General features: G+C 66.5%; 23 protein-coding genes. 15 read left to right on the plus strand and 8 right to left on the minus strand.

Annotation, left to right across the window (positions count from 1 at the left end; genetic code table 11):
* Positions 1–5 precede the first annotated feature (5 nt).
* The 3 genes from LGY53_RS17585 (at position 6) to LGY53_RS17595 (ending at position 2610) form a co-directional block, all read left to right on the plus strand.
* Positions 6–539: a hypothetical protein gene (locus tag LGY53_RS17585; RefSeq protein WP_225727746.1), complete on the plus strand. Its 534-nt coding sequence runs from the start codon at positions 6–8 to the stop codon at positions 537–539.
* Positions 540–1105: 566 nt separating this feature from the next.
* On the plus strand, positions 1106–1528 hold the full coding sequence (locus LGY53_RS17590) for an HIT family protein (protein ID WP_225727747.1): 423 nt from the start codon (positions 1106–1108) through the stop codon (positions 1526–1528).
* Positions 1529–1674: 146 nt separating this feature from the next.
* Entirely contained in the window at positions 1675–2610 is a 936-nt protein-coding gene (locus LGY53_RS17595) for an alpha/beta hydrolase family protein (RefSeq protein ID WP_225727748.1), read from the plus strand.
* Here LGY53_RS17595 and LGY53_RS17600 read toward each other — a convergent pair.
* Together LGY53_RS17600 and LGY53_RS17605 are read right to left on the minus strand one after the other, a co-directional pair.
* The gene (locus LGY53_RS17600) at positions 2607–3269 is read right to left on the minus strand and encodes a response regulator transcription factor (RefSeq protein ID WP_225727749.1); all 663 of its coding nucleotides are present in this window, start codon (positions 3267–3269) and stop codon (positions 2607–2609) included. The genes LGY53_RS17595 and LGY53_RS17600 overlap by 4 nt on opposite strands.
* On the minus strand, positions 3266–4471 hold the full coding sequence (locus tag LGY53_RS17605; protein WP_225727750.1) for a histidine kinase: 1206 nt from the start codon (positions 4469–4471) through the stop codon (positions 3266–3268). The genes LGY53_RS17600 and LGY53_RS17605 overlap by 4 nt, the downstream gene beginning before the upstream one ends.
* Positions 4472–4634: 163 nt before the next feature.
* Here LGY53_RS17605 and LGY53_RS17610 point away from each other — a divergent pair, with 163 nt between their 5' ends.
* The gene (locus LGY53_RS17610) at positions 4635–4868 is read left to right on the plus strand and encodes a hypothetical protein (RefSeq protein ID WP_225727751.1); all 234 of its coding nucleotides are present in this window, start codon (positions 4635–4637) and stop codon (positions 4866–4868) included.
* 6 nt (positions 4869–4874) lie between these two features.
* On the opposite strand, the gene LGY53_RS17615 is transcribed toward LGY53_RS17610, so the two are convergent.
* Entirely contained in the window at positions 4875–5948 is a 1074-nt protein-coding gene (locus tag LGY53_RS17615; RefSeq protein ID WP_225727752.1) for a DUF2330 domain-containing protein, read from the minus strand.
* A gap of 79 nt (positions 5949–6027) precedes the next feature.
* Complete coding sequence (locus tag LGY53_RS17620; RefSeq protein WP_225727753.1) at positions 6028–7116, minus strand: alkene reductase; 1089 nt, start codon at positions 7114–7116, stop codon at positions 6028–6030.
* A gap of 47 nt (positions 7117–7163) precedes the next feature.
* Between LGY53_RS17620 and LGY53_RS17625 the strand changes: the two genes are divergently transcribed.
* The 3 genes from LGY53_RS17625 (at position 7164) to LGY53_RS17635 (ending at position 10572) form a co-directional block, all read left to right on the plus strand.
* Positions 7164–7568, plus strand: coding sequence for a MerR family transcriptional regulator (locus LGY53_RS17625; RefSeq protein WP_225727754.1), 405 nt, complete (start codon positions 7164–7166; stop codon positions 7566–7568).
* A gap of 10 nt (positions 7569–7578) precedes the next feature.
* Positions 7579–9723 carry a S9 family peptidase gene (locus LGY53_RS17630; RefSeq protein WP_225727755.1) on the plus strand — a complete coding sequence of 715 codons (2145 nt, stop codon included), beginning with the start codon at positions 7579–7581 and terminating at the stop codon, positions 9721–9723.
* A 147-nt stretch (positions 9724–9870) separates the two neighbouring features.
* Entirely contained in the window at positions 9871–10572 is a 702-nt protein-coding gene (locus LGY53_RS17635) for a DUF2334 domain-containing protein (RefSeq protein WP_225727756.1), read from the plus strand.
* 177 nt (positions 10573–10749) lie between these two features.
* On the opposite strand, the gene LGY53_RS17640 is transcribed toward LGY53_RS17635, so the two are convergent.
* Positions 10750–12120, minus strand: a complete 1371-nt coding sequence (locus LGY53_RS17640) for a glutamate decarboxylase (protein ID WP_225727757.1) — start codon at positions 12118–12120, stop codon at positions 10750–10752.
* A 325-nt stretch (positions 12121–12445) separates the two neighbouring features.
* Here LGY53_RS17640 and LGY53_RS17645 point away from each other — a divergent pair, with 325 nt between their 5' ends.
* Positions 12446–13135: a hypothetical protein gene (locus tag LGY53_RS17645; protein ID WP_225727758.1), complete on the plus strand. Its 690-nt coding sequence runs from the start codon at positions 12446–12448 to the stop codon at positions 13133–13135.
* Positions 13136–13214: 79 nt separating this feature from the next.
* Here the strand turns inward: LGY53_RS17645 and LGY53_RS17650 are convergent, their stop codons facing one another.
* Positions 13215–14057 carry a hypothetical protein gene (locus LGY53_RS17650; protein WP_225727759.1) on the minus strand — a complete coding sequence of 281 codons (843 nt, stop codon included), beginning with the start codon at positions 14055–14057 and terminating at the stop codon, positions 13215–13217.
* Positions 14058–14133: 76 nt separating this feature from the next.
* On the opposite strand from LGY53_RS17650, the gene LGY53_RS17655 reads away from it, so the two are divergent.
* The 4 genes from LGY53_RS17655 to LGY53_RS17670 all read left to right on the plus strand — a co-directional run bounded on the left by LGY53_RS17655 (position 14134) and on the right by LGY53_RS17670 (position 17992).
* On the plus strand, positions 14134–14592 hold the full coding sequence (locus tag LGY53_RS17655; RefSeq protein ID WP_225727760.1) for a MarR family winged helix-turn-helix transcriptional regulator: 459 nt from the start codon (positions 14134–14136) through the stop codon (positions 14590–14592).
* 170 nt (positions 14593–14762) lie between these two features.
* Positions 14763–16187 (plus strand): APC family permease, encoded by a 1425-nt coding sequence (locus LGY53_RS17660; RefSeq protein ID WP_225727761.1) that lies wholly within the window; start codon positions 14763–14765, stop codon positions 16185–16187.
* Complete coding sequence (locus tag LGY53_RS17665) at positions 16184–16621, plus strand: hypothetical protein (RefSeq protein WP_225727762.1); 438 nt, start codon at positions 16184–16186, stop codon at positions 16619–16621. Before LGY53_RS17660 ends, LGY53_RS17665 begins: the two co-directional genes overlap by 4 nt.
* Before the next feature lie 9 nt (positions 16622–16630).
* Positions 16631–17992 carry a dipeptidase gene (locus LGY53_RS17670; protein WP_225727763.1) on the plus strand — a complete coding sequence of 454 codons (1362 nt, stop codon included), beginning with the start codon at positions 16631–16633 and terminating at the stop codon, positions 17990–17992.
* Between the two features lie 51 nt (positions 17993–18043).
* Here LGY53_RS17670 and LGY53_RS17675 read toward each other — a convergent pair whose 3' ends face one another.
* Positions 18044–18688, minus strand: a complete 645-nt coding sequence (locus LGY53_RS17675) for an MBL fold metallo-hydrolase (RefSeq protein ID WP_225727764.1) — start codon at positions 18686–18688, stop codon at positions 18044–18046.
* Positions 18689–18780: 92 nt separating this feature from the next.
* Here LGY53_RS17675 and purS point away from each other — a divergent pair, with 92 nt between their 5' ends.
* On the plus strand, positions 18781–19017 hold the full coding sequence (gene purS / locus LGY53_RS17680) for a phosphoribosylformylglycinamidine synthase subunit PurS (RefSeq protein ID WP_225727765.1): 237 nt from the start codon (positions 18781–18783) through the stop codon (positions 19015–19017).
* A complete protein-coding gene (gene purQ, locus LGY53_RS17685) occupies positions 19014–19691 on the plus strand; it encodes a phosphoribosylformylglycinamidine synthase subunit PurQ (protein ID WP_225727766.1) in 678 nt (225 codons plus the stop codon). The genes purS and purQ overlap by 4 nt, the downstream gene beginning before the upstream one ends.
* Before the next feature lie 34 nt (positions 19692–19725).
* Here the strand turns inward: purQ and LGY53_RS17690 are convergent, their stop codons facing one another.
* Positions 19726–20802, minus strand: coding sequence for a substrate-binding domain-containing protein (locus LGY53_RS17690; RefSeq protein WP_225727767.1), 1077 nt, complete (start codon positions 20800–20802; stop codon positions 19726–19728).
* A 49-nt stretch (positions 20803–20851) separates the two neighbouring features.
* On the opposite strand from LGY53_RS17690, the gene LGY53_RS17695 reads away from it, so the two are divergent.
* A complete protein-coding gene (locus LGY53_RS17695) occupies positions 20852–21280 on the plus strand; it encodes a MarR family winged helix-turn-helix transcriptional regulator (RefSeq protein ID WP_167471770.1) in 429 nt (142 codons plus the stop codon).
* The last annotated feature ends 107 nt before the right edge of the window (positions 21281–21387 follow it).

Genomic DNA, 21387 nt, shown 5'->3' on the forward strand with positions numbered 1-21387 from the left:
CCCGCGTGGCCATTCACGCGTTCGTCGACGAGTCGGTTCGCCGGGACCGGTACATACTGTGTGCTGCGCTGATCCAGGGCGGCAGTCTTAGTCGTGCCCGTGCGGTCGCGCGAGAGCTATGTCTGCCCGGCCAGCGCCGCTGGCATTTCAAACACGAGTCAGACCAGCGGAAGCGACAAATTCTCGCTGCTCTCGTACAACTCAGCGGTATCGAGGTTATGTTCTATGAGGCGCGTGGCGTCGAGATCAGTGCTCGGCATGACTGTCTTTATGCCCTGGTGACCGACTTGGCCGAGATGCACGCAACACGGCTCGTAATCGAATCGCGTGAGAGTCAGGACTGGCGGGATCGGCAAACGATCGCGGTAGCTCTGCGGAAGATGTCGGGTGAACTGCCGTATGTGCACGCCTTGCCGCACACTGAGCCTGGGCTGTGGTGGCCGGATGCGATGGCGTGGGCGTTCGGAGTTGGTGGGCAGTGGAAATCGTTGGTTGAGGGCCTCATTGGAGGCGTTCACGATGCACAGGGCCGCAGATAACGCGAAACCCGGCTGCTGGCCGTCCGACCAGGAACCGGGTCCACTTCTCCCAGCTAGTGCCAGGAGCTATCAATGATCATAGCCGAGATCGTCTAGTCCGCACAGAATTTATTCGGTGCCGCAAACATGGGGATACAGCTGCAAGTAGCGCGAAACCCGACTGCTCACCGTCCGGAGAGGAGCCGGGTCCACTTCTCCCAGCTAGTGCCGGGAGCTAACAACGAACATAGCTGAGATCGTCTAGTCCGCACAGGACTTATTGGACGCCGCAAACATGGGGATACAGCTGCAAATAGCGCGAAACCCGGATGCTGGTCGTCCGGCCAGGACCCGGGTCCACTTCTCCCAGCTAGTGCCAGGAGCTACCCAACAAGCGTAGCCGCTGCGCTCTCGTGTCGACAGGAAATATTTGATGGCGGCGGTCTGGATAGCGCGAAACCCGACTGCTGGACGTCCATCCAGGAGCCGGGTTCACTTCTCCCGGCTAGTGCCAGGAGCGCGAGACGAGTATGCCAACCGGAAGTGGGGGAGGGACAGGGGTTTTCGGGGCGGGTTAGGGTGCCGGGATGGATCCGTACACGATTTTCGGCGAGATCATTGCTGGGCGGGCGCCCGCGAGCAAGGTTTACGAGGACGATGATGTGTTGGCGTTCATGGATATTCGGCCGTTGACGCCGGGGCATCTGCTGGTGGTGCCGAAGGTGGCGGCGCGGAGTCTGGCCGAATTGGATCCGGCGATCGGGGGGAAGCTGTTCCAGGTGGGGCAGCGGTTGGCCGCGGCTTTGCGGGCCAGCGAGGTGGGGTGTGATGGGGTGAATTTCTTCCTGGCCGACGGGGTGACGGCCGGGCAAGAGGTGTTCCATGTGCATCTGCACGTGATCCCGCGGACGGCGGGTGACGGGTTCGGGCTGCGGGCGCGGCCGACTCATCCGCGGCGCGCCGATCTGGACTATCTCGCGACTTCGATCCGGGGCGCGCTGAACCGCTGACCTTGCGGCCCCGATACGAACCATGCGGTTTGCTGTGTCGATGCTCAGATCTTGAATCTCTTCCGCGCCACCCGTGGTGTGAGTACCGTTGAATGCCATTGGCATGCGGTGATGGAGGTGGGGTCGTGCGGCATATCGGAGTTGCGATGACTGTGCTGGCCATGGCGTTCGCCGTGCTCGGCCCGGCGATCTCCGACCCGCCACCGGCCGCGGCGGCCGGGGTGCGCATCACCGAGCTCAGCCCGACCCGCTCGGCCGTCTTCGTCGACTCACCGGCCATGGGCCGGACGATTCAGGTTCAGGTGCTGCATCCGGCGGGCGGCGGGCCGCGTCCGGCGTACTACCTGCTGGACGGCCTGGATCCCGGCGCGAACCAGAGCACCTGGACCAACGCCACCGACGCCGAGCAGTTCTTCGCGGGCGATCGGGTGAATGTGGTGTTGCCGGTCGGTGGCCAGGCCAGCTATTACACCGACTGGCAGCAGGACGACCCGCGCTTCGGCCGATACAGGTGGGAAACCTTCCTCACCGAGGAGCTGCCGCCGATCATCGACGCGTACTTCGATGGCAACGGCGTCAACGCGATCGGCGGTTTGTCGATGGGCGGCAACGCGGCTTTCATTCTGGCGGTTCGCAAACCGTGGCTGTATCGCGCCGTCGCGGGCTACAGTGCTTGTCCCGACACGGGTTTGGCGACCGGCGCGGTGATGTTCTCCATCGCGAATCGCGGTGGTGACCCGAACAATATGTGGGGCCCGCCCGGCAGTCCGGCCTGGGCCGAACACGATCCGGCGCAGCTGGCGGATCGCTTGCGCGGCAAGACGATCTATCTGTCCACCGGGTCCGGCATCCCCGGCCCGCACGAGGCGGAGATCAAACCCCAACTGCCGGAGAACATCTTCTTCGGCGGGCCGATCGAATCCGGTGTCAACGCCTGCGTCGCCGCCTTCGAGCGGCGGCTGCACACCATGAATATCGCCGCGCGAATCGACTACAGCCCCACCGGAACCCACTCCTGGTCCTACTGGCAGGACACACTGCACGCGTCGTGGCCGACCATCTCCACCGCGATAGGCGCTTAAGCGAGCCCGGCGTCGCGGACGACGATCGCGATCTGGACTCGGTTCTGGGCATCGAGTTTGGTGAGCAGCCTGCTGGTGTACGACTTCACCGTCGCGACGCTGAGGTGCAACTCCCCGGCTATCTCGGCGTTGGACAGGCCGCGGCCGATGGCTCGGGCGATATCCAGTTCGCGTTCGGTCAGGGCGGCGACGGCGCGGCGGGCGATCTCGCCGTTCCGGTCGTTCGGTATGGCCTTGACCGCCGAAATCAATTGCGCCGTAACGCTCGGCGACAGCATCGGTCGCCCGGCGGCCACCTGTTTGATCGCCTCGATGATCTCGCCGGGCGGTGTGTCCTTCAAGAGGAATCCGCTCGCGCCGATACGCAGCGCGCGCAACACCAGTTCGTCGGCGTCGAAGGTGGTCAGCACGATCACCCGCGGCGGTGACGGCGACCGAAGCAGCTCCGCGGTGGCGTCCAGTCCGTCGCGCACCGGCATCCGGATATCCATCAGCACGATATCCGGTGCATGCGTATGGACCACATCCACCGCTTGGACGCCGTCGGCCGCCTCGCCGACGAGCTCGATTTCGCGGTCGCCGCCGAGAATCAGGGTGAGCGCGGAGCGGGCCAGGTGATCGTCGTCCACCACCACGACGCGGATCGGATTCGGATTCATTTGTCGCCCTTGGCAATCGGTGCCGACCATGGAAGTACGGCGCGTAGGCGGAAGCCGCCGTTGTGGTCGGGGCCGTAGTCGATGGTGCCGCCGACGAGTTCGGCGCGTTCGGCGAGGCCGAGTAGTCCGTAGCCGGAAGACGTTGTGTCCGACGGGTATTCGGGTGCCGAGTTGGCGATGTCGACGGTCAGGTCGCGGTCGGGCCCGCCCTCGATGCGCACGCGGACCGTGGCGCCGGGTGCGTGCTTGCGCGCGTTGGTCAGCCCCTCCTGAGCGATGCGATAGGCCGTGCGCCCACTGGTTTCCGGTACGCCGCCGCCGGTGTTGTCGACAACCGAGACCGTCATGCCGCCCGCCCGCGCCTCGGCGACGAGCCGGGGCAGATCGGCCAGCGTCGGCTGCGGCGGTTCCGGTGCGTCGGCGGCATCCTCCGCGCGCAGTACGCCCAGCACCTGACGCAGTTCTTCCAGCGCCAGATGAGCGTTCGTGGCAATGGTTTTCGCGGTGTCGGTGATCTGCTCCCGGCTCAGATCGGTCCGGAAACCGAGCGCACCCGCGTGCATGGCGAGTATCGAAATCCGGTGTGCCAGCACATCGTGCATTTCCCTGGCGATGCGGTGCCGTTCGAGTATGCGGGCCTCCGCGGCCCTCGCGTGCTGCTCCCGTTCGGCGGTCTCGGCCCGAATTCGCAAAGACCACACCAGATCTCGTCGCGCCCCCACCGCGAACCCGACGGCGACGACCGCGACGGTGGCGGTGACGACGACCGACGGTCCATACCATTCGGGGGTGCTGCCCGGCCGTCTCGGGTAGATCAGGTAATCGGTCAACATGCCGGTGAGCACGCCGCCGATCGCCACCGCGATCGTCTCCGGATAGCGCCGCCGGGTGGCCAGCGAGCACAGTGCCAGCATGGCCGCGCCGCCCGCGGATATGGCGGCGGTGGATAGGACCGTGACGATCGCGGCGATAGCGAAGGGATAGCGGCGCCGGTACCCGGTGAGCGCCAGACAACCGATACCGACCAGCGGATCACCCACCCGGAACCAGGCGCGCAGCGCGCCGTCGACATCCGGCGCGAGGTCGCCTTTCAGGCCCCACCACCCGATGACGCCGATCGTTGCGGCCAGAAACAGCCGCCACGCCTGCGACCACCAGCGCAGCGGCGGCGGTGTCGGCAGCAGCGACGGTGCGGTGGTCACCCGCGTGACTCTAAGCCGCCCTGCCAGGTGACCGCATCGCCCGCCGGGGCGAATCGCCATCGACCAAAGTAGGTACGACGTCTCGACCGTTGACCGCTGACCTGCGGGCATCGATCGGGCAACCATATGACGCGACCGGTATCGGACGAATTCGGGAGCGGAAATGAACAAGAATGTGTGGCTCGGTGTCCAGATCGTGAGCGCGGTCCTGATGGTGGTCTGCGCCCAAGCCGCGATCCGCCAGCTGTTCCATCACGGTTCCTCCCAGATATGGGGTCTGCTCGACTGGGTGCCCGGCGGTTGGACCGGGCAGGTCGTCGCACTGGTGCTGATCAGCGCGGTCGGTGCGGTGCTGTCGGGCTTGGCGCACAGCCGTACGAAAACCGTTGGCGAATAACGTATGTCATGCCGCCCAGCCGTCGCGGGGACCACGGCGGCCGGGGAACAGGATGAAGGCCAACGCGAACAGGCCGATGGCGGCGAGTGCGCCGTAGAGGATCACACCGCCTGGTACACCGAGGATTTCGGCGTTTTCGGTGCGCTCGACGATCTGGTGATACGGCTCGTCGGAATCCGCGGCGGCGAAGGTGAAGTCGGTGCTGATCGCCGCGGGGTTGTCGATGGTGACGCGCAGTCCGGTCAGGTAGTCGTGGCCGCCGCCGCTGAGCCGCGCCAGGTCGGCATCGGCGAAATCGGTTACCCTGTCCGCGAATTCGATGTCCGACGATTGTTTGTTCGCGTCGGGATCGGTGCGCCGCATCCGGTGCTCGCCGAGGACGTAGAGCACCACGGTCTGGCTCGACTTGGCGGCGGCGGACATGCGCATGGGATAAACGAGCCGGTCGGTGTCGAACTCGAAGCGCACCGGATCGAGTGCGCCGCTGAGCGGTTGGTCGCTGGTGAGCCGCATGGCCACGAACGACCAACCGTCCCGCAGATACGGCGCCATCGCGTCGACGACCTCCGGCTTGGTCTGATAGCCGTTGTCGGTCAGCCACTTTCGGATACCGTCGAGGTCGCCGCCGGTGAGCGTGGTCGCCTCCAGCGGCCCGAGCTGGACGCGGCCGAGTACGGTGGGCCCCGCGGTGACGGGCGCCGCGGCCGATGACGCTCCGGAGCCGATCTTGGATAGCCAGCGGTAGTGCGTCACCACCTGTGGTGCGGTGCGGGCCTCCAGCTCTTTGAAGGTCTGCGGCGCACCGGCGGTCACGGTGGCCGGCGTTGGCGTCGGCACGATCAGCGCGGCGGTGTCGATGCCGGAACGCAGGGCCAGTTGCATGACGATCGTTTCCCGGCGACCGTCCCAACCCAGGAGCGCGACTTCACGATTCACCGTCGCGGTGCTGCCGAGATCACCGGCCTTCGGGATCACTCCGCCGCACGCGCAGGCCGAAGCCGGTGCGACCGCACCGATGCCGACGCAGCCGAACAGAACCGCGGCGGCGGTGCCGAGCCGCGCGATGATGGCGAACCTCATGCGCGGCAGATTACTTGCGAACCATCGGCAATGCCTTGTCGAGGTCCGATCCGTCCGAATCTCGCTGCGGCCCAGCGCGTTACCGGACCGCAACTCGCTCCGGCTGCCACCGCGGGTAGTCGCTGTAGCCATCAGCGGTGCGTCCGTACAGCAGATCCTCGCGGATCTCCGCCAACGGCAGGTCGTTCGTGATGCGTTCCACCAGATCGGGATTGGCGATGAACGCGCGGCCGAAGGAGATCAGGTCGGCGTGGTGTTCGCGCAGCGCGCGTTCCGCGTCCGCCGCCGTGGTGGCCGAACGGTTCTCCCCGACATTCGCGATGAACGTGCCGTGCCAGCGGGGGCGCAGATCGGCCAGCGCGGGATAGTCGTCGTTATCGATGAGGTGCAGGTAGGCGAGGTCACGGCCATCCAGTTCGGTGACGAGCGCGCGATACAGCGGCCCCGGATTGTCCTCGCGCATATTGAATTGCGGGTTTCCCGGCGAGAGCCGGATCGCGGTGCGTCGCGAGCCGATCGCCGCGGCGACGGCGTCGACGACGGCCAGCGGCAGCCGCATCCGGTTCTCGATCGATCCCCCGTATTCGTCGGTGCGCAGGTTGGTGTTGTCGGCCAGGAACTGGTGCAGCAGATAGCTGTTGGCGCCGTGTATTTCCACACCGTCGAAGCCGGCGCGCATCGCATTATCCGCAGCATCGGCGAAATGCGTTGGCAACTGGGCGATTTCGGTGCGGTCGAGTTCGCGCGGGACGATCGGTTCGCCCTTGGTGCCGTCGATGAGGTGCGGGTGATCGGGATCCAGCACCGCGGAGGGGCCCGCGGGCCAGGAGCCGTCGATCCGGCCGCGCGGGTGGTTCTTCCGGCCACCGTGCATGAGCTGGGCGAAGATCCGTCCGCCCGCGGCGTGCACGGCGTCGGTCACCTGCCGCCAGGCCCGCACGTGCGCCTTGGTCTGTAGTCCGGGCACCCACGCCTCGCTCTGCCCGGTGCTGTGTGGCCAGATGCCCTCGGTGATGATCAGGCCCGCGGCCGCGCGCTGTGCGTAGTAGTCGGCGACGTCGGCCGTCGGCGATCCGTCCGGCAGCGAGCGCAGCCGGGTCATCGGCGACATGACGATCCGATTCGGTAGGGCGAGAACATGATTGCGGTACGGGGTCAAAAGCAGCATATTCGGTACGCTAGAACCTGACATCAATGTCAGGTCAAGGAGCGGTTATGCGCATCGGTGAATTGGCGCAGCGCACCGGGGTCAGCGTGCGTTCGCTGCGCTACTACGAGTCGAAGGGCATGCTCGCCGCCGAGCGCACCTCCGGCGGGCAGCGCGAATATCCGGAGTCGGCGGTGGATCGGGTGCTGCGCATCCAACAGATGTTCGCGGCGGGCATCGGCAGCGACACCATCACCGAATTGTTGCCGTGCATCCACGACAGGGACGGCACGCCCAACGCGGCGGCCACCCCGTTCCTGGTCGACAAGCTCACCGAGGAACGCAGCCGCATCGATCAGGCGCTGCGCGATATGCACCGGACGCGCGCGGTGCTCGACGGCATCATCGAGGCGGCGAGCGGCGGATCGGCGGGGCCGGGCGCGACGAGGGGTCCGCACCCGGGCGAACAGTAGTGTGGAACCCATGTCTGTCGAGAGTGTTGCGGCGCCGATCGCCAAGCGGGTGCCGACCGAGCGGGTGCATCACGGCGACGTCTTCGTCGACGAGTACGAGTGGCTGCGGGACAAGGAAGACCCGGAGGTCATCGCCTACCTCGAGGCGGAGAACGCGTACACCGAGGCGCGCACGGCCCATCTCGACGGGCTGCGGGGAAAGATCTTCGCCGAGATCAAGTCGCGGGTGCAGGAGACCGATCTCTCGGTGCCGCACCGGATGGGTGACTACTGGTATTACTCGCGCACCTTCGAGGGCAAGCAGTACGGCAGCTCGTGCCGCTGCCCCGTCGCCGCCGACGCCGAGGGCATCGACGCGTGGACACCGCCCGAGCTGAAGCCGGGTGTCGAGATTCCGGGTGAGCAGGTGCTGCTCGACCTGAACGAGCTCGCCGAGGGCCGCGACTTCATCTCGCTCGGCGCGTTCGAGGTGAGCCATGACGGCAACCTGCTCGCCTACTCGGTGGACACCGTCGGCAATGAGCGCTACGTGCTGCGTTTCAAGGATCTGCGCACCGGCGCGCCGCTGCCCGACGAGATCGCCGAGACCGCCGCGGGCGCGGCCTGGTCGCTGGACGGCGAGTTCGTCTTCTATCAGACCGTCGACGAGGCATGGCGGCCCGATACCGTGTGGCGGCACCGCCTCGGCACCCCCGCCGATCAGGATGTCAAGGTCTTCCACGAGCCCGACGACCGCTTCTGGGTCGGCATCGACGGCACCCGCTCGGAGCAGTACCTGTTCATCGTGAGCAGCTCCAAGATCACCACGGAGTACCGGGTGCTGGCCGCCGACGATCCGGAGGGTGAATTCCGGGTGGTGCTGCCGCGCCGCGAGGGCGTCGAGTACTCGGTGGAGCACGCGGTGATCGGCGGCGAGGACCGCTTCCTGATCATGCACAACGACGTGGTCGACGGGGTGAAGGCGGAGAACTTCGTGCTCGCCGAGGCCCCGGTCGCCGACCCGTCGGATATGACCATCCTGATCGGCCACGATCCGCAGGTGCGGTTGGAGAGCGTCGGCGCCTTCGCCGACTATCTGGTACTCGGTTACCGCCGGGAAGCCCTTCCGCGCCTTGCCATTTGGCCGCTGACGGCGGACGGTTACGGGGAACGCCGGGAGCTGGAATTCGACCTGGAGCTGGCCTCGGTCGGCACCGCGGGCAATCCGGAGTGGGCGCAGCCGACGCTGCGCATCGCGCTCGGCTCGTTCATCACCCCGCGCCAGATCTTCGACTACGTGCCCGCGACCGGAGAGTTGTTGCTGCGCAAGGAGGATGTGGTACTCGGCGGCTACGATCCGAACGAGTATGTGCAGCGCCGGGATTGGGCCGTCGCCGACGACGGGACCCGGATCCCGATCTCGCTGGTCTGGCGCAAGGAATTCGCACCGGATTCGCCGAAACCGTTGCTGCTCTACGGATACGGCTCATACGAAACGGCGATAGATCCGTATTTCTCCATCGCGCGGCTGTCCATGCTGGATCGCGGCATGGTGTTCGCCATCGCGCATGTGCGCGGCGGCGGCGAGATGGGCCGGTACTGGTACGAGAACGGCAAAACGCTCACCAAGAAGAACACCTTCACCGATTTCGTCTCCTGCGCAAGGCATCTCATCGACACCGGGGTGACGGCCGCGGATCGTCTGGTGGCCGAGGGTGGCAGCGCGGGCGGCATGCTGATGGGCGCCGTCGCCAATCTCGCGCCGGAACTGTTCGCCGGAATCATCACCAGCGTGCCGTTCGTCGACCCGCTCACCTCGATCCTCGATCCGGATCTTCCGCTCACCGTCATCGAATGGGACGAGTGGGGAGATCCCTTGCACGACAAGGATGTTTACCAGTACATGAAGTCCTATTCGCCCTACGAGAACGTCGAGGCGAAGGACTATCCGGCCATCCTCGCGATCACAGGGCTCAATGACACCAGGGTGCTGTACGTGGAACCGGCCAAATGGGTGGCCAAGCTGCGCGTCACCAAAACCGGTGACGCCCCGCTGCTGTTGAAGACCGAGATGAGCTCGGGTCACGGCGGCGTCAGCGGGCGCTACGAGCGGTGGAAAGAGGTCGCCTTCGAGGAGGCGTGGATCCTGGACACCGTCGGCCTGGCCGACGCCTGACCGGTCCCCGGGGCGAATGCGGAAATACCGCGGAGTTTCCGGCCGCTGAACATCGGGGGATGCCGGGAGCCGAACGCCGACAGGGTGTTCGGCTCCCGGTCATCCGGCCTGCACGCCGTGGACATCTGCGGCTGGCACCGTTATTTCATGAATGCTGAGCTGATCGTTTCCGTATCCGGAATCCGGGACGCGACCCGCGATGCCGCGATCGAATTCGCCGCGGAGATGGATCGGCGCGACGTCAGGCTCTCGCTGCTGGTCGCGCCCCGGCTCAAGGGCCGCTACCGGCTGGTGGACGATCCGGCGACGCAGGCCTGGCTGCGCGGGCGGCGGGCCCGCGGTGACGCGATCGTGCTGCACGGCTACGACCAGGCGGCCACCAAGCGGCGCAGGGCCGAATTCGCCGCGCTGCCCCGGCACGAGGCGCGGCTGCGTTTGATGGCCGCAGACGGGGTGATGGAGCAGGTCGAATTGCGCACCAGGCTGTTCGCGGCGCCGCGCTGGGACGCCTCGACCGGTGCGATCGAGGCGCTGCCCGAGGTGGGTTTCCGTTTGGCGCTCGGCCTGACGACCATTCTCGATCTGGAGCGCAATGTGGCGCAGAAGGCCAGGGTGTACGGGATCGGCGAGGGGTTCCGCGCCGAGCCGTGGTGGTGCCGGGCGTTGGTGATGGGCGCGGCCCGCACCGCACGACGCGGCGGCATGCTGCGCCTTGCGGTTTCGGCCGCCCAGCTGAGCCGCTCCGGGCCGAGGCAGGCGATGCTCGACGCGGTCGATCTGGCGCAGTATCACGGCGCGGTCAGCCAGGTGTATCGCTGGGAGCCGTTCAGCATCGCCCGTGCGGCGTGAGAGTGGGTCGCGGACAAGGAGTTTCATAGACGGCACGGCCGCAGGGCGCGGTCGGGGAGTTGCGTGATCGGTGGCCAGATCGGTGCCGGGCCGGTCGCGCCCCGGCTTCGCCGGCGGCACCGCCGGTTCGCGTCGCCGTTCGGAGGAGGGCGTAAATCCGAACGGCGGCGCGGCATTTCACGGCACCGCGGGCTTCGCATCGTGGGTGAACCCGCCCGATTCCTCCTGCGTCATGGACGAACTCGGCGGGTGCCGGTCCAATTGGCCGAGCGCCCTTCGCATATCGGCCAGAAGGAGATCCGCCATATCGTGGCTGAAGCCGTGCCGCACCAGCACCCGCATGATCGTCTGCTCCTGTCGGTCCGCGGGCAGCGGATAGGCGGCGACCAGCCAACCCCTGGTGCGCAACCGATCCGAGAGGTCGTACAGGTTGTAGGTCTGCCCGTCGGTCAAGCTCCAGGACACCGCGGCGATGCCCTCGCGCGGGTCGCCGCCGTGGATGATCTCGAACGGGCCAAGCGCCGCAATACCTTTCGCCAGATGCTGGGCGACGCCGTACAACCCGGATTGCACCTGGGTGTAACCGTCGCGGCCGAGGCGGATGAACTGGTAGTAGGAGGTCACCACCTGGCCGCCGGGCCTGGAGAAGTTCAGGTTGAAGGTGGCCATATTGCCGCCGAGATAGTCGACGTTGAAGATCAGCTCGTCGGGCAGATCGCTCGCCTCCCGCCAGATCGCCCAGCCGGAGCCGAGCGGCGCGAGCCCGGTCTTGTGCCCGGACGCGTTGATCGATTTCACCCGGGGCAACCGGAAATCCCACACCAATTCGGGCGCGGTGAACGGCGCCAGGAAGCCGCCGCTCGCCGCGTCGACGTGGATCGGAATGTCGAGTCCGGTGCGTTCCTGCAGTTCGTCGAGGGCCTTGCTGATCGCCGCGACATCCTCGAACAGTCCGGTGAAGGTCTGGCCGAAGGTCGGCACCACCATGATCGTGTTCTCGTCGCAGTGCGCGGCGATATCGTCCGGTCGCAGGGTCAGCCGGTCGCCACGCAGCGGCACCTGCCGGATTTCCACGTCGAAGTAACGCGCGAATTTCTCCCAGCAGACCTGGACCGGACCGCAGACGAAATTCGGAATTCCCTTGCCGCCCTTTGCCCGCCAACGGAATTTGGCGGCAAGCCCGCCCAGCATCGCCGCCTCGCTCGACCCGGTGGTCGAGGTGCCGAGCGTCGTCCCCGGATCCGGTGCGTGCCACAGCTCGGCCACCATCCGCACGCAGCGCTGCTCCAATTCGGCCGTCTGCGGGTACTCGTCCTTGTCGACGATGTTCTTGTCCAGCGATTCGGCCATCAACCTGCGGGCGTGATCGTCCACCCAGGTGGTGCAGAAGGTGGCCAGATTCATTCGGGAAACCCCGTCGAGTAGCAGCTCGTCGTGCACGATCTGGTAGGCGGCCGGGCCGAACATCTCGGCCTTCGGGAACGCGTTCTTCGGCGCGCCGGATTCGAGCGGATACATGGCGAAAAGGTCTTCGGATGACTCGGGCATTTCGCAAACCTCCTCGACGAACCGGATGTCGCTCAAGCCTAGGTGCCTGCCGTTTATCGAGCGGCGCGCCACACGATGATGTCCGCGCTACGCGGGGATGACGATTTCGATGATCGTTCGGTGACGGTGGGGCCGCATCGGTCGAATAGGTTGGTCCGCGGTGTCGGCGCTCGGCGGGCTCGACGTGGAATGTCCTGGGGTCCAGGGATTCTCGCGCGGTCACGACCAGCATCGGCGACCCTTCTCGAAGCTGGGAAGTGCGTATAAATCTGCGTAGAGTCGCCGCCGAGTGCGACCGGATTGCGAATGGGAAAAACGAATGAGAATGCGTAGTGTTGCCGCGGTCGCCGCACTGGTCGTCGGCGCGGTGACAATCGGCTCCGGGTTGGTGTACGCGGAACCCGCCGCGCCGTCCGATGGGATCAGGTACTCAGTCAAGGCGGTGGATAAGACGGTTGTCGCGAGCCTGCGCGGCGGCACCTTCGCCCTCACCGAACAGGATGGCGCGACGCCGGACGCACCGAAGACCCAGATCGCGAACATCAAGGACGACAAGGGTGCGACGGTGCTGTCCTTCCCGCTGGACTACCGCGTCGAGGGCACGCCGATCCCGGTGCAGGCCGTCGCGAAGCAGGACGGCACCGTGCTGGAGATCACGCCCGAACGGCCCGCGAACGCGCCGGCTGTCACCGCACCCCTGGTGGTGACGCCGATCGCCTCGCCCGCCGAGGATCAACTGGCGATGAACGAGTTCTCCTCGAAGCTCGGCGTCGCCACGCAGGTCGGCGGATTGGTCGGCAGCATAATCGGTTTCGCCATCGGCTGCGTCACGACCATACCGCTGGGCTGCATCCTCGGCGGTGTCGCCGGTGTTCCGGTCGGCGGGGCCATCGGCACCATCGTGGCGGGCGGTCCGGCGCTGGTCGCCGCGGGTATGGATCTGCTGCAGACCATGCAGGCCGCCCCCGGCGCCAGCAAGTGGGCCAACGACGGCAAGCCCGCACCGCAGAACTGATTCGCCGAGCCCCTGGATCCGACTCCAGGGGCTTTCTGCTGTCATTGTTGAAAATCTCTGACGGACAGGACGATTCGGCTCAGGCGCGGTGCAGATCGCCGGCGATCGAGAAGGCGGCCCCGCCCGGATCGGTGCCGTATACGCCGGAGATCTGGCGGTGGCCGTCGCTGACGATGGTCCAATACCGCAGCGTCACAGCGGAATCCGCAATCGTGCAGGTCTGCACCGGCGGGTCGAGTTTCGCGGTGTCGCCGCGGGTGACCATGGTCCATTCGCAACCGTCGTCGGTGCGGGCGGTGATGCGGTCGTCGTAGTTCGCGACGACCGTGATGGTCCCGGTCTGCGGTGCCGCCGCGCCGCCGCTCATCCGAATGTTGGCTCCGCTCTTCGGATCCGGTGCGCCGTAAGCCCAGGTCCCGGTGAACGCGGCGGTGGCGGCCGGATCGTCCTCGCCGGTCCGGGTGCGTGCGCCGCGGGCGAGGTCGAATTCGTAGTCGCGGTCGCCGTGATGGCTGATGGCCTTGATGGATTCGGTTTCGTGGTCGCCGTCGACGCGCACGGTCCACTCGGTCATCGTGTACGCGTAGCCGGCGAGCGGATTGTGGCAGGTCTGGTTCGCGCCGTCGAGGACGAGCGCGTCGCCCGCGCTCTTGAATCGCCAGGTGCAACCGACATCGGTGCGGCCGACGACCCGGTCCGGACCTGTTGCGGTGAATACGATGTCGCCGATCTGCGGACCCTGTATGCCATCGCCGATATTCATCACGGCGATATTCGTCATCGTGGCTTGGTCGGGCAGGTCGTAATTCCACCGGCCCTGGTATCGCTCGGCGGCGCCGGAGTCGGCGTGGGCCGAGCCGCAGATCGCGGTCGCGACCGCGCAGGTGAGCAGTAGGGGTGTCAGGTGACGCAACATGGCCATTACCTCGGTATCCTTTATGTAAGGTAACCAATATTGCTAGGTTACCTAGTTATTAGGATGGCGAGAGGTAGCTGGGATGTCAACGGAGAAGGGCAGATTGGTAGATGCCGTGCTCGCCGGGATCGGGCGAACAGTCGAACGCGGCCTGCGGATGAACCAGGCGGCCGCCACCCGGCTCGGCATAAACGCCACCGATATGCAGGTATTGCAGTTGCTGCAGGATCGCCCGCGAACCGCCGGTGAGCTCGCTCGGTCCACCCGCCTGACCACCGCGTCGATGACCGGCCTGATCGATCGGCTCGAAAGCGCCGGGTTTGTCCGGCGGGTCCGCGACACGGCGGATCGCCGCCGGGTGCTGGTGCACCTCGACAACGAGCGCGCGCTCGCCGATATCGCGCCGATCTACGGGCCGTTGCTCGGTGGGTGGCGGCGCTCGATCGCCGGGTACACCGCGGCCGAATTGCGGCTCATCGTCGATTTCCTGACCACGGTCGAGCGGGGATTCGACGCCGAACTCGATGGGCCGGGGCAGTGATCGTCTCGGCCGCGTTCGGTGCTGAGCGTTTGCTCGGCGGTTAATATTCGGGGTGGACCAGCGGCGGCGGGCGAGTGCTCGCCCCGGCGCGGGCCGCCGGACTTCCTCCGGCGGCGCCCATCAGGCGGTCCGGCGTAGGGCAGGTGCTCGAACGACGGAAGGCGAAGCCGATGGCCGAGACGGCGACCGCGGCGCGGGCGACGACGAAGTATCTGTCGTGGATCACGCTGGCGATGATGACGACGAGTTCGGTGGCCAGCCTGCGCGCCTCGCCCACCATGGCGGTATACGGACTGGCCTGCGTATTCCTGTATCTCCTTCCCGCACTGCTGTTTTTGCTGCCGACCTCGCTGGTCGCCGCCGAGCTGGCATCCGGATGGGATGGCGGGGTGTACAAGTGGGTCGGCGAAGGACTGTCGAAACCACTTGGGTTCCTTGCCGTCTGGTGTCAGTTCGCGATGACGATCTTCTACTACCCAAGTCTGCTCGCCTATGTGGCAAGCACTTTCGCGTACATCATCAATCCCGCGTTGGCCGCGAACGGGGTGTACGTGGCGATCGTGATCATCACCGTGTACTGGGCGGGGGTCTACGTTTCGGCGCAGGGGACCAAGACGGTGGCCGGGCTGTCGAGTATGGGGCTGGTGATCGGCACGCTGCTGCCCGGCACGGTGCTGGTGCTGCTCGGGCTGGTCTTCCTGGCGCAGGGCAACGTCTCGGCCGCGCCGATGGATGCGGGGCATCTGCTTCCGGCCTGGACCGGTTTGGCGAGCCTGGTGCTGATCGTCAACAACTTCCTCAGCTACGCGGGCATGGAGATGAACGCGGTGCACGTTTCCGCGCTGCGAGATCCCGGCCGGGAATATCCGAAGGCGATGTTCCTGGCGGTCGGGCTGGTGCTGGTGATCTTCATCGTGCCCGCCGTCGCGATCAGTTGGGTGGTGCCCGCGGCAAACCTGAGCCTCACCGCCGGTGTGATGCAGGCGTTCGACGGTTTCTTCAACCATTTCGGGATCGGCTTCCTCACCCCGGTGGTCGGGGTGCTGCTGGTGGCCGCGGCGCTGGGCGGCATGCTGACCTGGCTGGCGGGCCCGTCGAAGGGCCTGATCATGATCGGCCGCGCCGAGGGCTACCTGCCGCCGATCCTGACCCGGCTGAATCGGCAAGGCGTGCAACAGAACATGCTGATCGCGCAGGGCGTATTCACCACGGTGATCGCACTGCTCTACGCGTTCATCCCGGACGTGTCGAGCGCGTACTGGATCCTCTCCGTCATCACCACGCAGGTCTACTTGATCATGTATGTGCTGATGTTCGCCGCGGCGGTCCGGTTGCGCCGGGACCAGGAGGATCATCCGCGCGGTTACCGAGCGCCCGCGCTGATGGGGTTGTGCGCGTTGGGAATCGCGGCATCGATCGCCGCGTTCGGGATCGGATTCGTGCCGCCGTCGCAGTTCGGTTCCGGCAGTACCGCCCAATATGTGCTGATCGTCGGCGGCGGGATGGGTTTCGTCGGATTGCTGATTCCGTTCCTGTTCTTCAGTCTTCGCAGACCGGAGTGGAAATCCGCACTGCCGCAAGGGGAGCCGGAATGACCATGCGGGATGTTCCGTTCGGCAAGCGCAGGCTCATCTACCTTATTTCCGCCGTACTGCTCGGTCTGATGGCTATTTTCGGAGTCGTGATGTTCACCGAGACGGCCCGCGATACGGATGCGGCGGCCAAGGCGCAGCGGCTGCACGACCGCTTGGCCGACGCCGGGCTGCCCGCCCCCGAACCGCGGGTGATCGGCGACAGCCTCGGCCGGGACGGCGGCCTGGTCTGCCAGGATCCGTCCTCGCCGCTGATCAAGGCCCGCTATCAGAGCGCGATCAGCAATGGCGCCGACGGACCGGGCAGCCGCCCGGTGATCGGCGACCGCGACGTGGCCGTCGCGGTCGAATTGACCATCGCCACCTACTGTCCCGATCGTCTCGGTTCCTATCTGAACCAGGTGCGGGATATGAAGTTCGACGATACAACGAAGTGAGGTCATGACATGACGTCCGATGATGCCCGCACCGCTGAGCTGCGCAGCCGCGTCGCCGCGCTCATGGTGCAGGCGAAAACAGATCTGGCGCAATTGGTTTCGTTCAAATCGGTACACGATCCGCGACAGTTCCCGCCGGCCGAGTGCGAGCGGGCCGCGCAGTGGGTGGCCGACGCGTTCGCGGCGGCCGGGCTGACGAAGGTCGGCCTGCACGAAACCGCCGACGGCAGTAAGGCGGTGATCGCCAGCCGTCCCGCGCCGCCCGGCGCGCCGACCGTACTGCTCTACTGCCACTATGACGTTCAGCCGCCGCTCGACGAATCCGCTTGGCGCACACCGGTCTGGACGCTGACCGAACAGAACGGCCGCTGGTACGGGCGCGGTGCGGCCGACTGCAAGGGCAATATCGTCATGCACCTCACCGCGCTGCGCGCGCTCGGCCCCGACCTGCCCATCGGGGTCACCCTGGTCGCGGAGGGTTCCGAGGAGCAGGGCACCGGCGGCCTGGAGCGGTTCGTGCAGGCCGATCCGGAGCCGCTGCGCGCCGATGCGATCGTGATCGGCGACTGCGGTAACTTCGCCGCCGGACTGCCGACCCTCACACAGACTCTGCGCGGCAGTGTGAATGTCGTGGTCGGCGTGGAAACCCTTGCCGGACCGATGCATTCGGGCATGTACGGCGGTGCGGCGCCCGACGCGCTCGCCGCGCTGATCCAGCTGCTCGCCTCGCTGCGCGACGAACACGGCAACACCACCGTCACCGGACTGCCGAACGATCAGAAGTGGTCCGGCGTGCAGTACCCGGCGGACCAATTCCGTGCGGATGCGGGCATTCTCGGCGACGTCGACATCATCGGCGACGGGACGGTCTCCGACATGCTTTGGGCCCGCCCGGCTTTGACGGTGCTCGGGATCGATGCGCCGAAGGTCGTCGGCTCCACCGCGGCGGTCCAGGCCTCGGCCCGGGCCCGGCTGAACCTGCGGATCCCGCCGGGCATCGATCCGGAGCAGGCGCACAAACTGCTCGTCGCACATCTCGAGGCGCATACTCCGTGGCACGCCAAGCTCACCATCGAGACCGAGGGGCTCGGCGGGGCGTTCTCGTCCGGTAAGGGCGGCCCGGCGCGCACGGCCATGGAGGCGGCGCTGGCGGCCGCGTACGGGAAGCCGCCGACCACTCAGGGACAGGGCGGTTCGATCCCGCTCTGCAATGTCTTCGCCGAAACCTATCCGGACGCGGAGATCATGCTGATGGGCGTCGAGGAACCCAAATGCCTGATCCACGCGCCGAACGAAAGTGTCGACCCGAGCGAGATCGAACGTATGGCGTTGGCCGAGGCGCTGTTCCTGTCCAGCTACGTCAAGGCCTAGGCCCACCCGTCACCCGACCGCCGCCCCTCAACGAATCGCTCCGCGATACCGTTATGTCTCTATGTGGTCCTCCGGCTCGATCACCCTGAATTCGCTTTCGGCGGGCCCCATTTCGGCCAACCGCCCGAAGTAGATGCCCTGCGCCGACGGTTCGATGATGCCGAAGTGGATGGGCAGGGCGGTGGCCGGCCGGACCGCGCGGAAGTAGTCGACGGCCTCGCTGATCCGCATCCACGGGGCCGCGGCGGGCAGCGCGAGCACCCCGACCGGCACGGGTGGCACCCACAGCGAGTCGCCGGGGTGCACGAATTCCGCCGGGCTGTCCGCGGTGCCCAGTTGGAAGACCGTGTTATCGATCACCGGGAGGTCGGGGTGGATCACCGCGTGCCTGCCGCCGCCACCGGTGATCTGGAGTTCGCCGAGCCGGATCACGTTGCCGGCGTGCACCGCCCGCCACGGCTCGCCGCGCAGCTGCGCGGTCTGTGGGTCGCTGAACAGTTGCGCGTCCGGGTTGGCGGCGATGAGCGCCTCGATCCGGTTCGGGTCGATGTGGTCCGGATGCTGGTGGGTGACGGCGATGGCATCGAGTCCGGTGATGCCCTCGAAGCCGTGCGAGAAGGTGCCCGGATCGAAGAGCACCTTCTTACCTTGCAGCTCGACGAGGACGCAGGAGTGACCGAAATGGGCTATGCGCATGCGGACATGGTATGCAGCCCACCCCGGCAGCGGCCCGGACAACCAGGACAACTAGGCTGCTGCGGTAATCCCCACCAGCTAAGGAGCAACGCGTGGCACGAGTCGTGGTCGAGGTGATGCCGAAGGCCGAAATCCTGGATCCGCAGGGACAGGCCATTGTCGGTGCGCTCCCGCGCATGGGATTCGCCGGGGTCGCGGATGTGCGGCAGGGCAAGCGTTTCGAGCTCGAGGTGGACGACAGCGTCGGGGACCAGGAGCTCGAGCAGATCGCCGAGGCGCTGCTGTGCAACACCGTGATCGAGGACTGGAAGGTGGTGCGCCTGCCGTGACAGCCCGCATCGGTGTCATCACTTTTCCCGGCACGCTCGACGATGTCGACGCGGCGCGGGCGGTGCGGCTCGCGGGCGCCGAAGCGGTGAGCCTGTGGCACGCCGACGCCGACCTGAAGCAGGTCGATGCGGTGATCGTGCCCGGCGGATTCTCCTACGGCGACTATCTGCGGGCCGGCGCCATCGCCCGGTTCGCCCCGGTGATGGGTGAGGTGGTCCGCGCCGCGGGGCAGGGCATGCCGATCCTGGGTATCTGCAACGGTTTTCAGGTGCTGTGCGAGGCCGGACTGCTGCCCGGCGCGCTGACCCGCAACGAGGGCCTGCATTTCATCTGCCGCGACGAGTGGCTGCGGGTCGAGTCCACCGCGACCGCGTGGACCTCGCGCTACGAATCCGGCGCGCAGATCCTGATCCCGATCAAGAACGCCGAGGGCCGCTACCAGGCCTCGCCGCAGGTGCTCGACGAGCTGGAGGGTGAGGGCCGCGTGGTGTTCCGCTACGCGGGCGAGAACCCGAACGGCTCGCAGCGCGATATCGCGGGCATCGCCTCGGCCGACGGGCGCATCGTCGGCCTGATGCCGCATCCGGAGCACGCCACCGAGCCGCTCACCGGCCCGAGCGACGACGGCCTCGGCATGTTCTTCTCGGTGGTCGACACCCTCATCTCGGCCTGAAAACCCCTGGGGCGCCCCGGATTTCGCCGGGGCGTCAGGTGATCTGCGCGATGATGTCGAATTCGAATCCGTTGGCCAGCGCGATATATCCCGGCTGCACCGCCTGATTCCCCAGGAAACTCCTACTGCCGCTGGGTGTTTCGAGTCGCACACCCCTGTCGAGCGCCCGGTGCATCTCGGGCACCTCCAGCGATCCGACGGTTTCCGCGATCGCCTTCAGCGTGTGCACCGCCTCGTAGCTCATATTGCTGAAGCTGGTCAGCGCGGGCGCGAACGATCCGTGCAGTCTGCGGTAGCGATCCAATCGGTCCCGCCCGTCGGCGGTCTTCTCGTCGATGAAGAAGCTGGATGCCACGTAGAAGTTGTGGTTGGCCGCGACACCGCCTGCCAGCAGCACATTCTCATCCGCCGCCGGACTGATCCTGATCTGTTTATCGGCCCGGCCGGTGGCCGCGAACTGCCGGTTGAACCGCGCGACATCCGCACCGACCATGAGGATCACCACCCCGTCGGCCAGATCCAGCGCCGGATGCCCGAGGAAGTCGCCGAAGTCCGGCGCGCCGAGCGGGACGAACCGTTCCAGCACGATTGCCGACCGGTCGCCGAGGCTGCGGCGGATGGCTCGGGCGGAGACATGCGGCCAGATGTAGTCGTTGCCGATGATCGCCCAGCTCCGGATGCCGAGTTCGCGTTCCAACCAGTGGATCGCGGGCAACGTCTGCACCTCGGGATGTTCGCCGAGCATCAGGACACCGGGCAGTTCGTCGGTGAGTCCCTCGTGGCCGGTGGCGTACAGGTATGGCACGCGGCTCGCATTGGCCTGGGATACCGCGAGCCGCACCGCGGAGGTGTGCCAGCCGGTGATCGCGTGCACCATTCCGGTGGCCAGTAGCGCCGCCACCTCGTCGGCCACTTCCTGGGGTCTGCGGCCGCCATCGATATTGGTGGTACGAATTTCCCGGCCCAGAATTCCGTCGCCGCGGTTGATTTCGTCGACCGCCAGTGAAATCGCCGCGTCACACGATGCCGCCACGATTCCCCCCGGTCCTTGTAACGGAACTATGTTGAGGATCTCGATCGTGCCGTCGGGGCTCTCGCCGAACGCGGACATTCGGTACTCTTCTCTACGTTCGAGCGAATTTCAGGGTAGGCGGGAAATAATGACGACCATTGTAAGCGGATATTCGACGCTGCATGGTGCGCTGCGAGCCGCCGAACGCGGTTGGCTGCGTCACTTGGATGCGGCGCTGTGCGCTAGGCAACTCACGGCGGATCAGTGGTCGATGCTATCCAATTTGTCCGCCGAGTCCGGTATCACCATGAGCGAGCTGGCCGCTCGGTCGCAGCTGGCGCCGTCCTCGGCCACCCGCCACGCCGATTTCCTGGCCGAACGCGGGCTCATCTTCCGTATCGCCGCAGAGGACGACCGCCGCCGGATCCTGATCGGGCTGAGCAAACTCGGCGTCGATCTGGTCGCCGCGGTGCGCGCCGAGGAGGCGCGGGCCGAGCACGAGCTGCGTTCGCGAATCGGTGCGCGCCGCTACACCGAGCTGATGCGTTTGCTCGATCTGGTTTCCGCCGTCGATTGACGGGTCATCGGACGAATTCCCTTTGGTCCGTTTTTCTCCGGCGACGGCCGAGTGGAAAGTGACTGCGTCGGTTACCTTTCCGATTGAAATAGATCGGCGCTATCGCC

The sequence above is a fragment of the Nocardia sp. JCM 34519.1 genome, from assembly GCF_020361265.1.
GTDB classification, from domain to species: domain Bacteria; phylum Actinomycetota; class Actinomycetes; order Mycobacteriales; family Mycobacteriaceae; genus Nocardia; species Nocardia arthritidis_A.

Bases quoted from the DNA above. Each gene is read 5' to 3' on its own strand.
- LGY53_RS17590 (WP_225727747.1), top strand. From the start codon at position 1,106: ATGGATCCGTACACGATTTTCGGCGAGATCATTGCTGGGCGGGCGCCC.
- LGY53_RS17595 (WP_225727748.1), top strand. From the start codon at position 1,675: ATGACTGTGCTGGCCATGGCGTTCGCCGTGCTCGGCCCGGCGATCTCC.
- LGY53_RS17600 (WP_225727749.1), bottom strand. From the start codon at position 3,269: ATGAATCCGAATCCGATCCGCGTCGTGGTGGTGGACGACGATCACCTG.
- LGY53_RS17610 (WP_225727751.1), top strand. From the start codon at position 4,635: ATGAACAAGAATGTGTGGCTCGGTGTCCAGATCGTGAGCGCGGTCCTG.
- LGY53_RS17615 (WP_225727752.1), bottom strand. From the start codon at position 5,948: ATGAGGTTCGCCATCATCGCGCGGCTCGGCACCGCCGCCGCGGTTCTG.
- LGY53_RS17620 (WP_225727753.1), bottom strand. From the start codon at position 7,116: ATGCTGCTTTTGACCCCGTACCGCAATCATGTTCTCGCCCTACCGAAT.
- LGY53_RS17625 (WP_225727754.1), top strand. From the start codon at position 7,164: ATGCGCATCGGTGAATTGGCGCAGCGCACCGGGGTCAGCGTGCGTTCG.
- LGY53_RS17630 (WP_225727755.1), top strand. From the start codon at position 7,579: ATGTCTGTCGAGAGTGTTGCGGCGCCGATCGCCAAGCGGGTGCCGACC.
- LGY53_RS17635 (WP_225727756.1), top strand. From the start codon at position 9,871: ATGAATGCTGAGCTGATCGTTTCCGTATCCGGAATCCGGGACGCGACC.
- LGY53_RS17640 (WP_225727757.1), bottom strand. From the start codon at position 12,120: ATGCCCGAGTCATCCGAAGACCTTTTCGCCATGTATCCGCTCGAATCC.
- LGY53_RS17645 (WP_225727758.1), top strand. From the start codon at position 12,446: ATGCGTAGTGTTGCCGCGGTCGCCGCACTGGTCGTCGGCGCGGTGACA.
- LGY53_RS17650 (WP_225727759.1), bottom strand. From the start codon at position 14,057: ATGGCCATGTTGCGTCACCTGACACCCCTACTGCTCACCTGCGCGGTC.
- LGY53_RS17655 (WP_225727760.1), top strand. From the start codon at position 14,134: ATGTCAACGGAGAAGGGCAGATTGGTAGATGCCGTGCTCGCCGGGATC.
- LGY53_RS17660 (WP_225727761.1), top strand. From the start codon at position 14,763: ATGGCCGAGACGGCGACCGCGGCGCGGGCGACGACGAAGTATCTGTCG.
- LGY53_RS17665 (WP_225727762.1), top strand. From the start codon at position 16,184: ATGACCATGCGGGATGTTCCGTTCGGCAAGCGCAGGCTCATCTACCTT.
- LGY53_RS17670 (WP_225727763.1), top strand. From the start codon at position 16,631: ATGACGTCCGATGATGCCCGCACCGCTGAGCTGCGCAGCCGCGTCGCC.
- LGY53_RS17675 (WP_225727764.1), bottom strand. From the start codon at position 18,688: ATGCGCATAGCCCATTTCGGTCACTCCTGCGTCCTCGTCGAGCTGCAA.
- LGY53_RS17690 (WP_225727767.1), bottom strand. From the start codon at position 20,802: ATGTCCGCGTTCGGCGAGAGCCCCGACGGCACGATCGAGATCCTCAAC.
- LGY53_RS17695 (WP_167471770.1), top strand. From the start codon at position 20,852: ATGACGACCATTGTAAGCGGATATTCGACGCTGCATGGTGCGCTGCGA.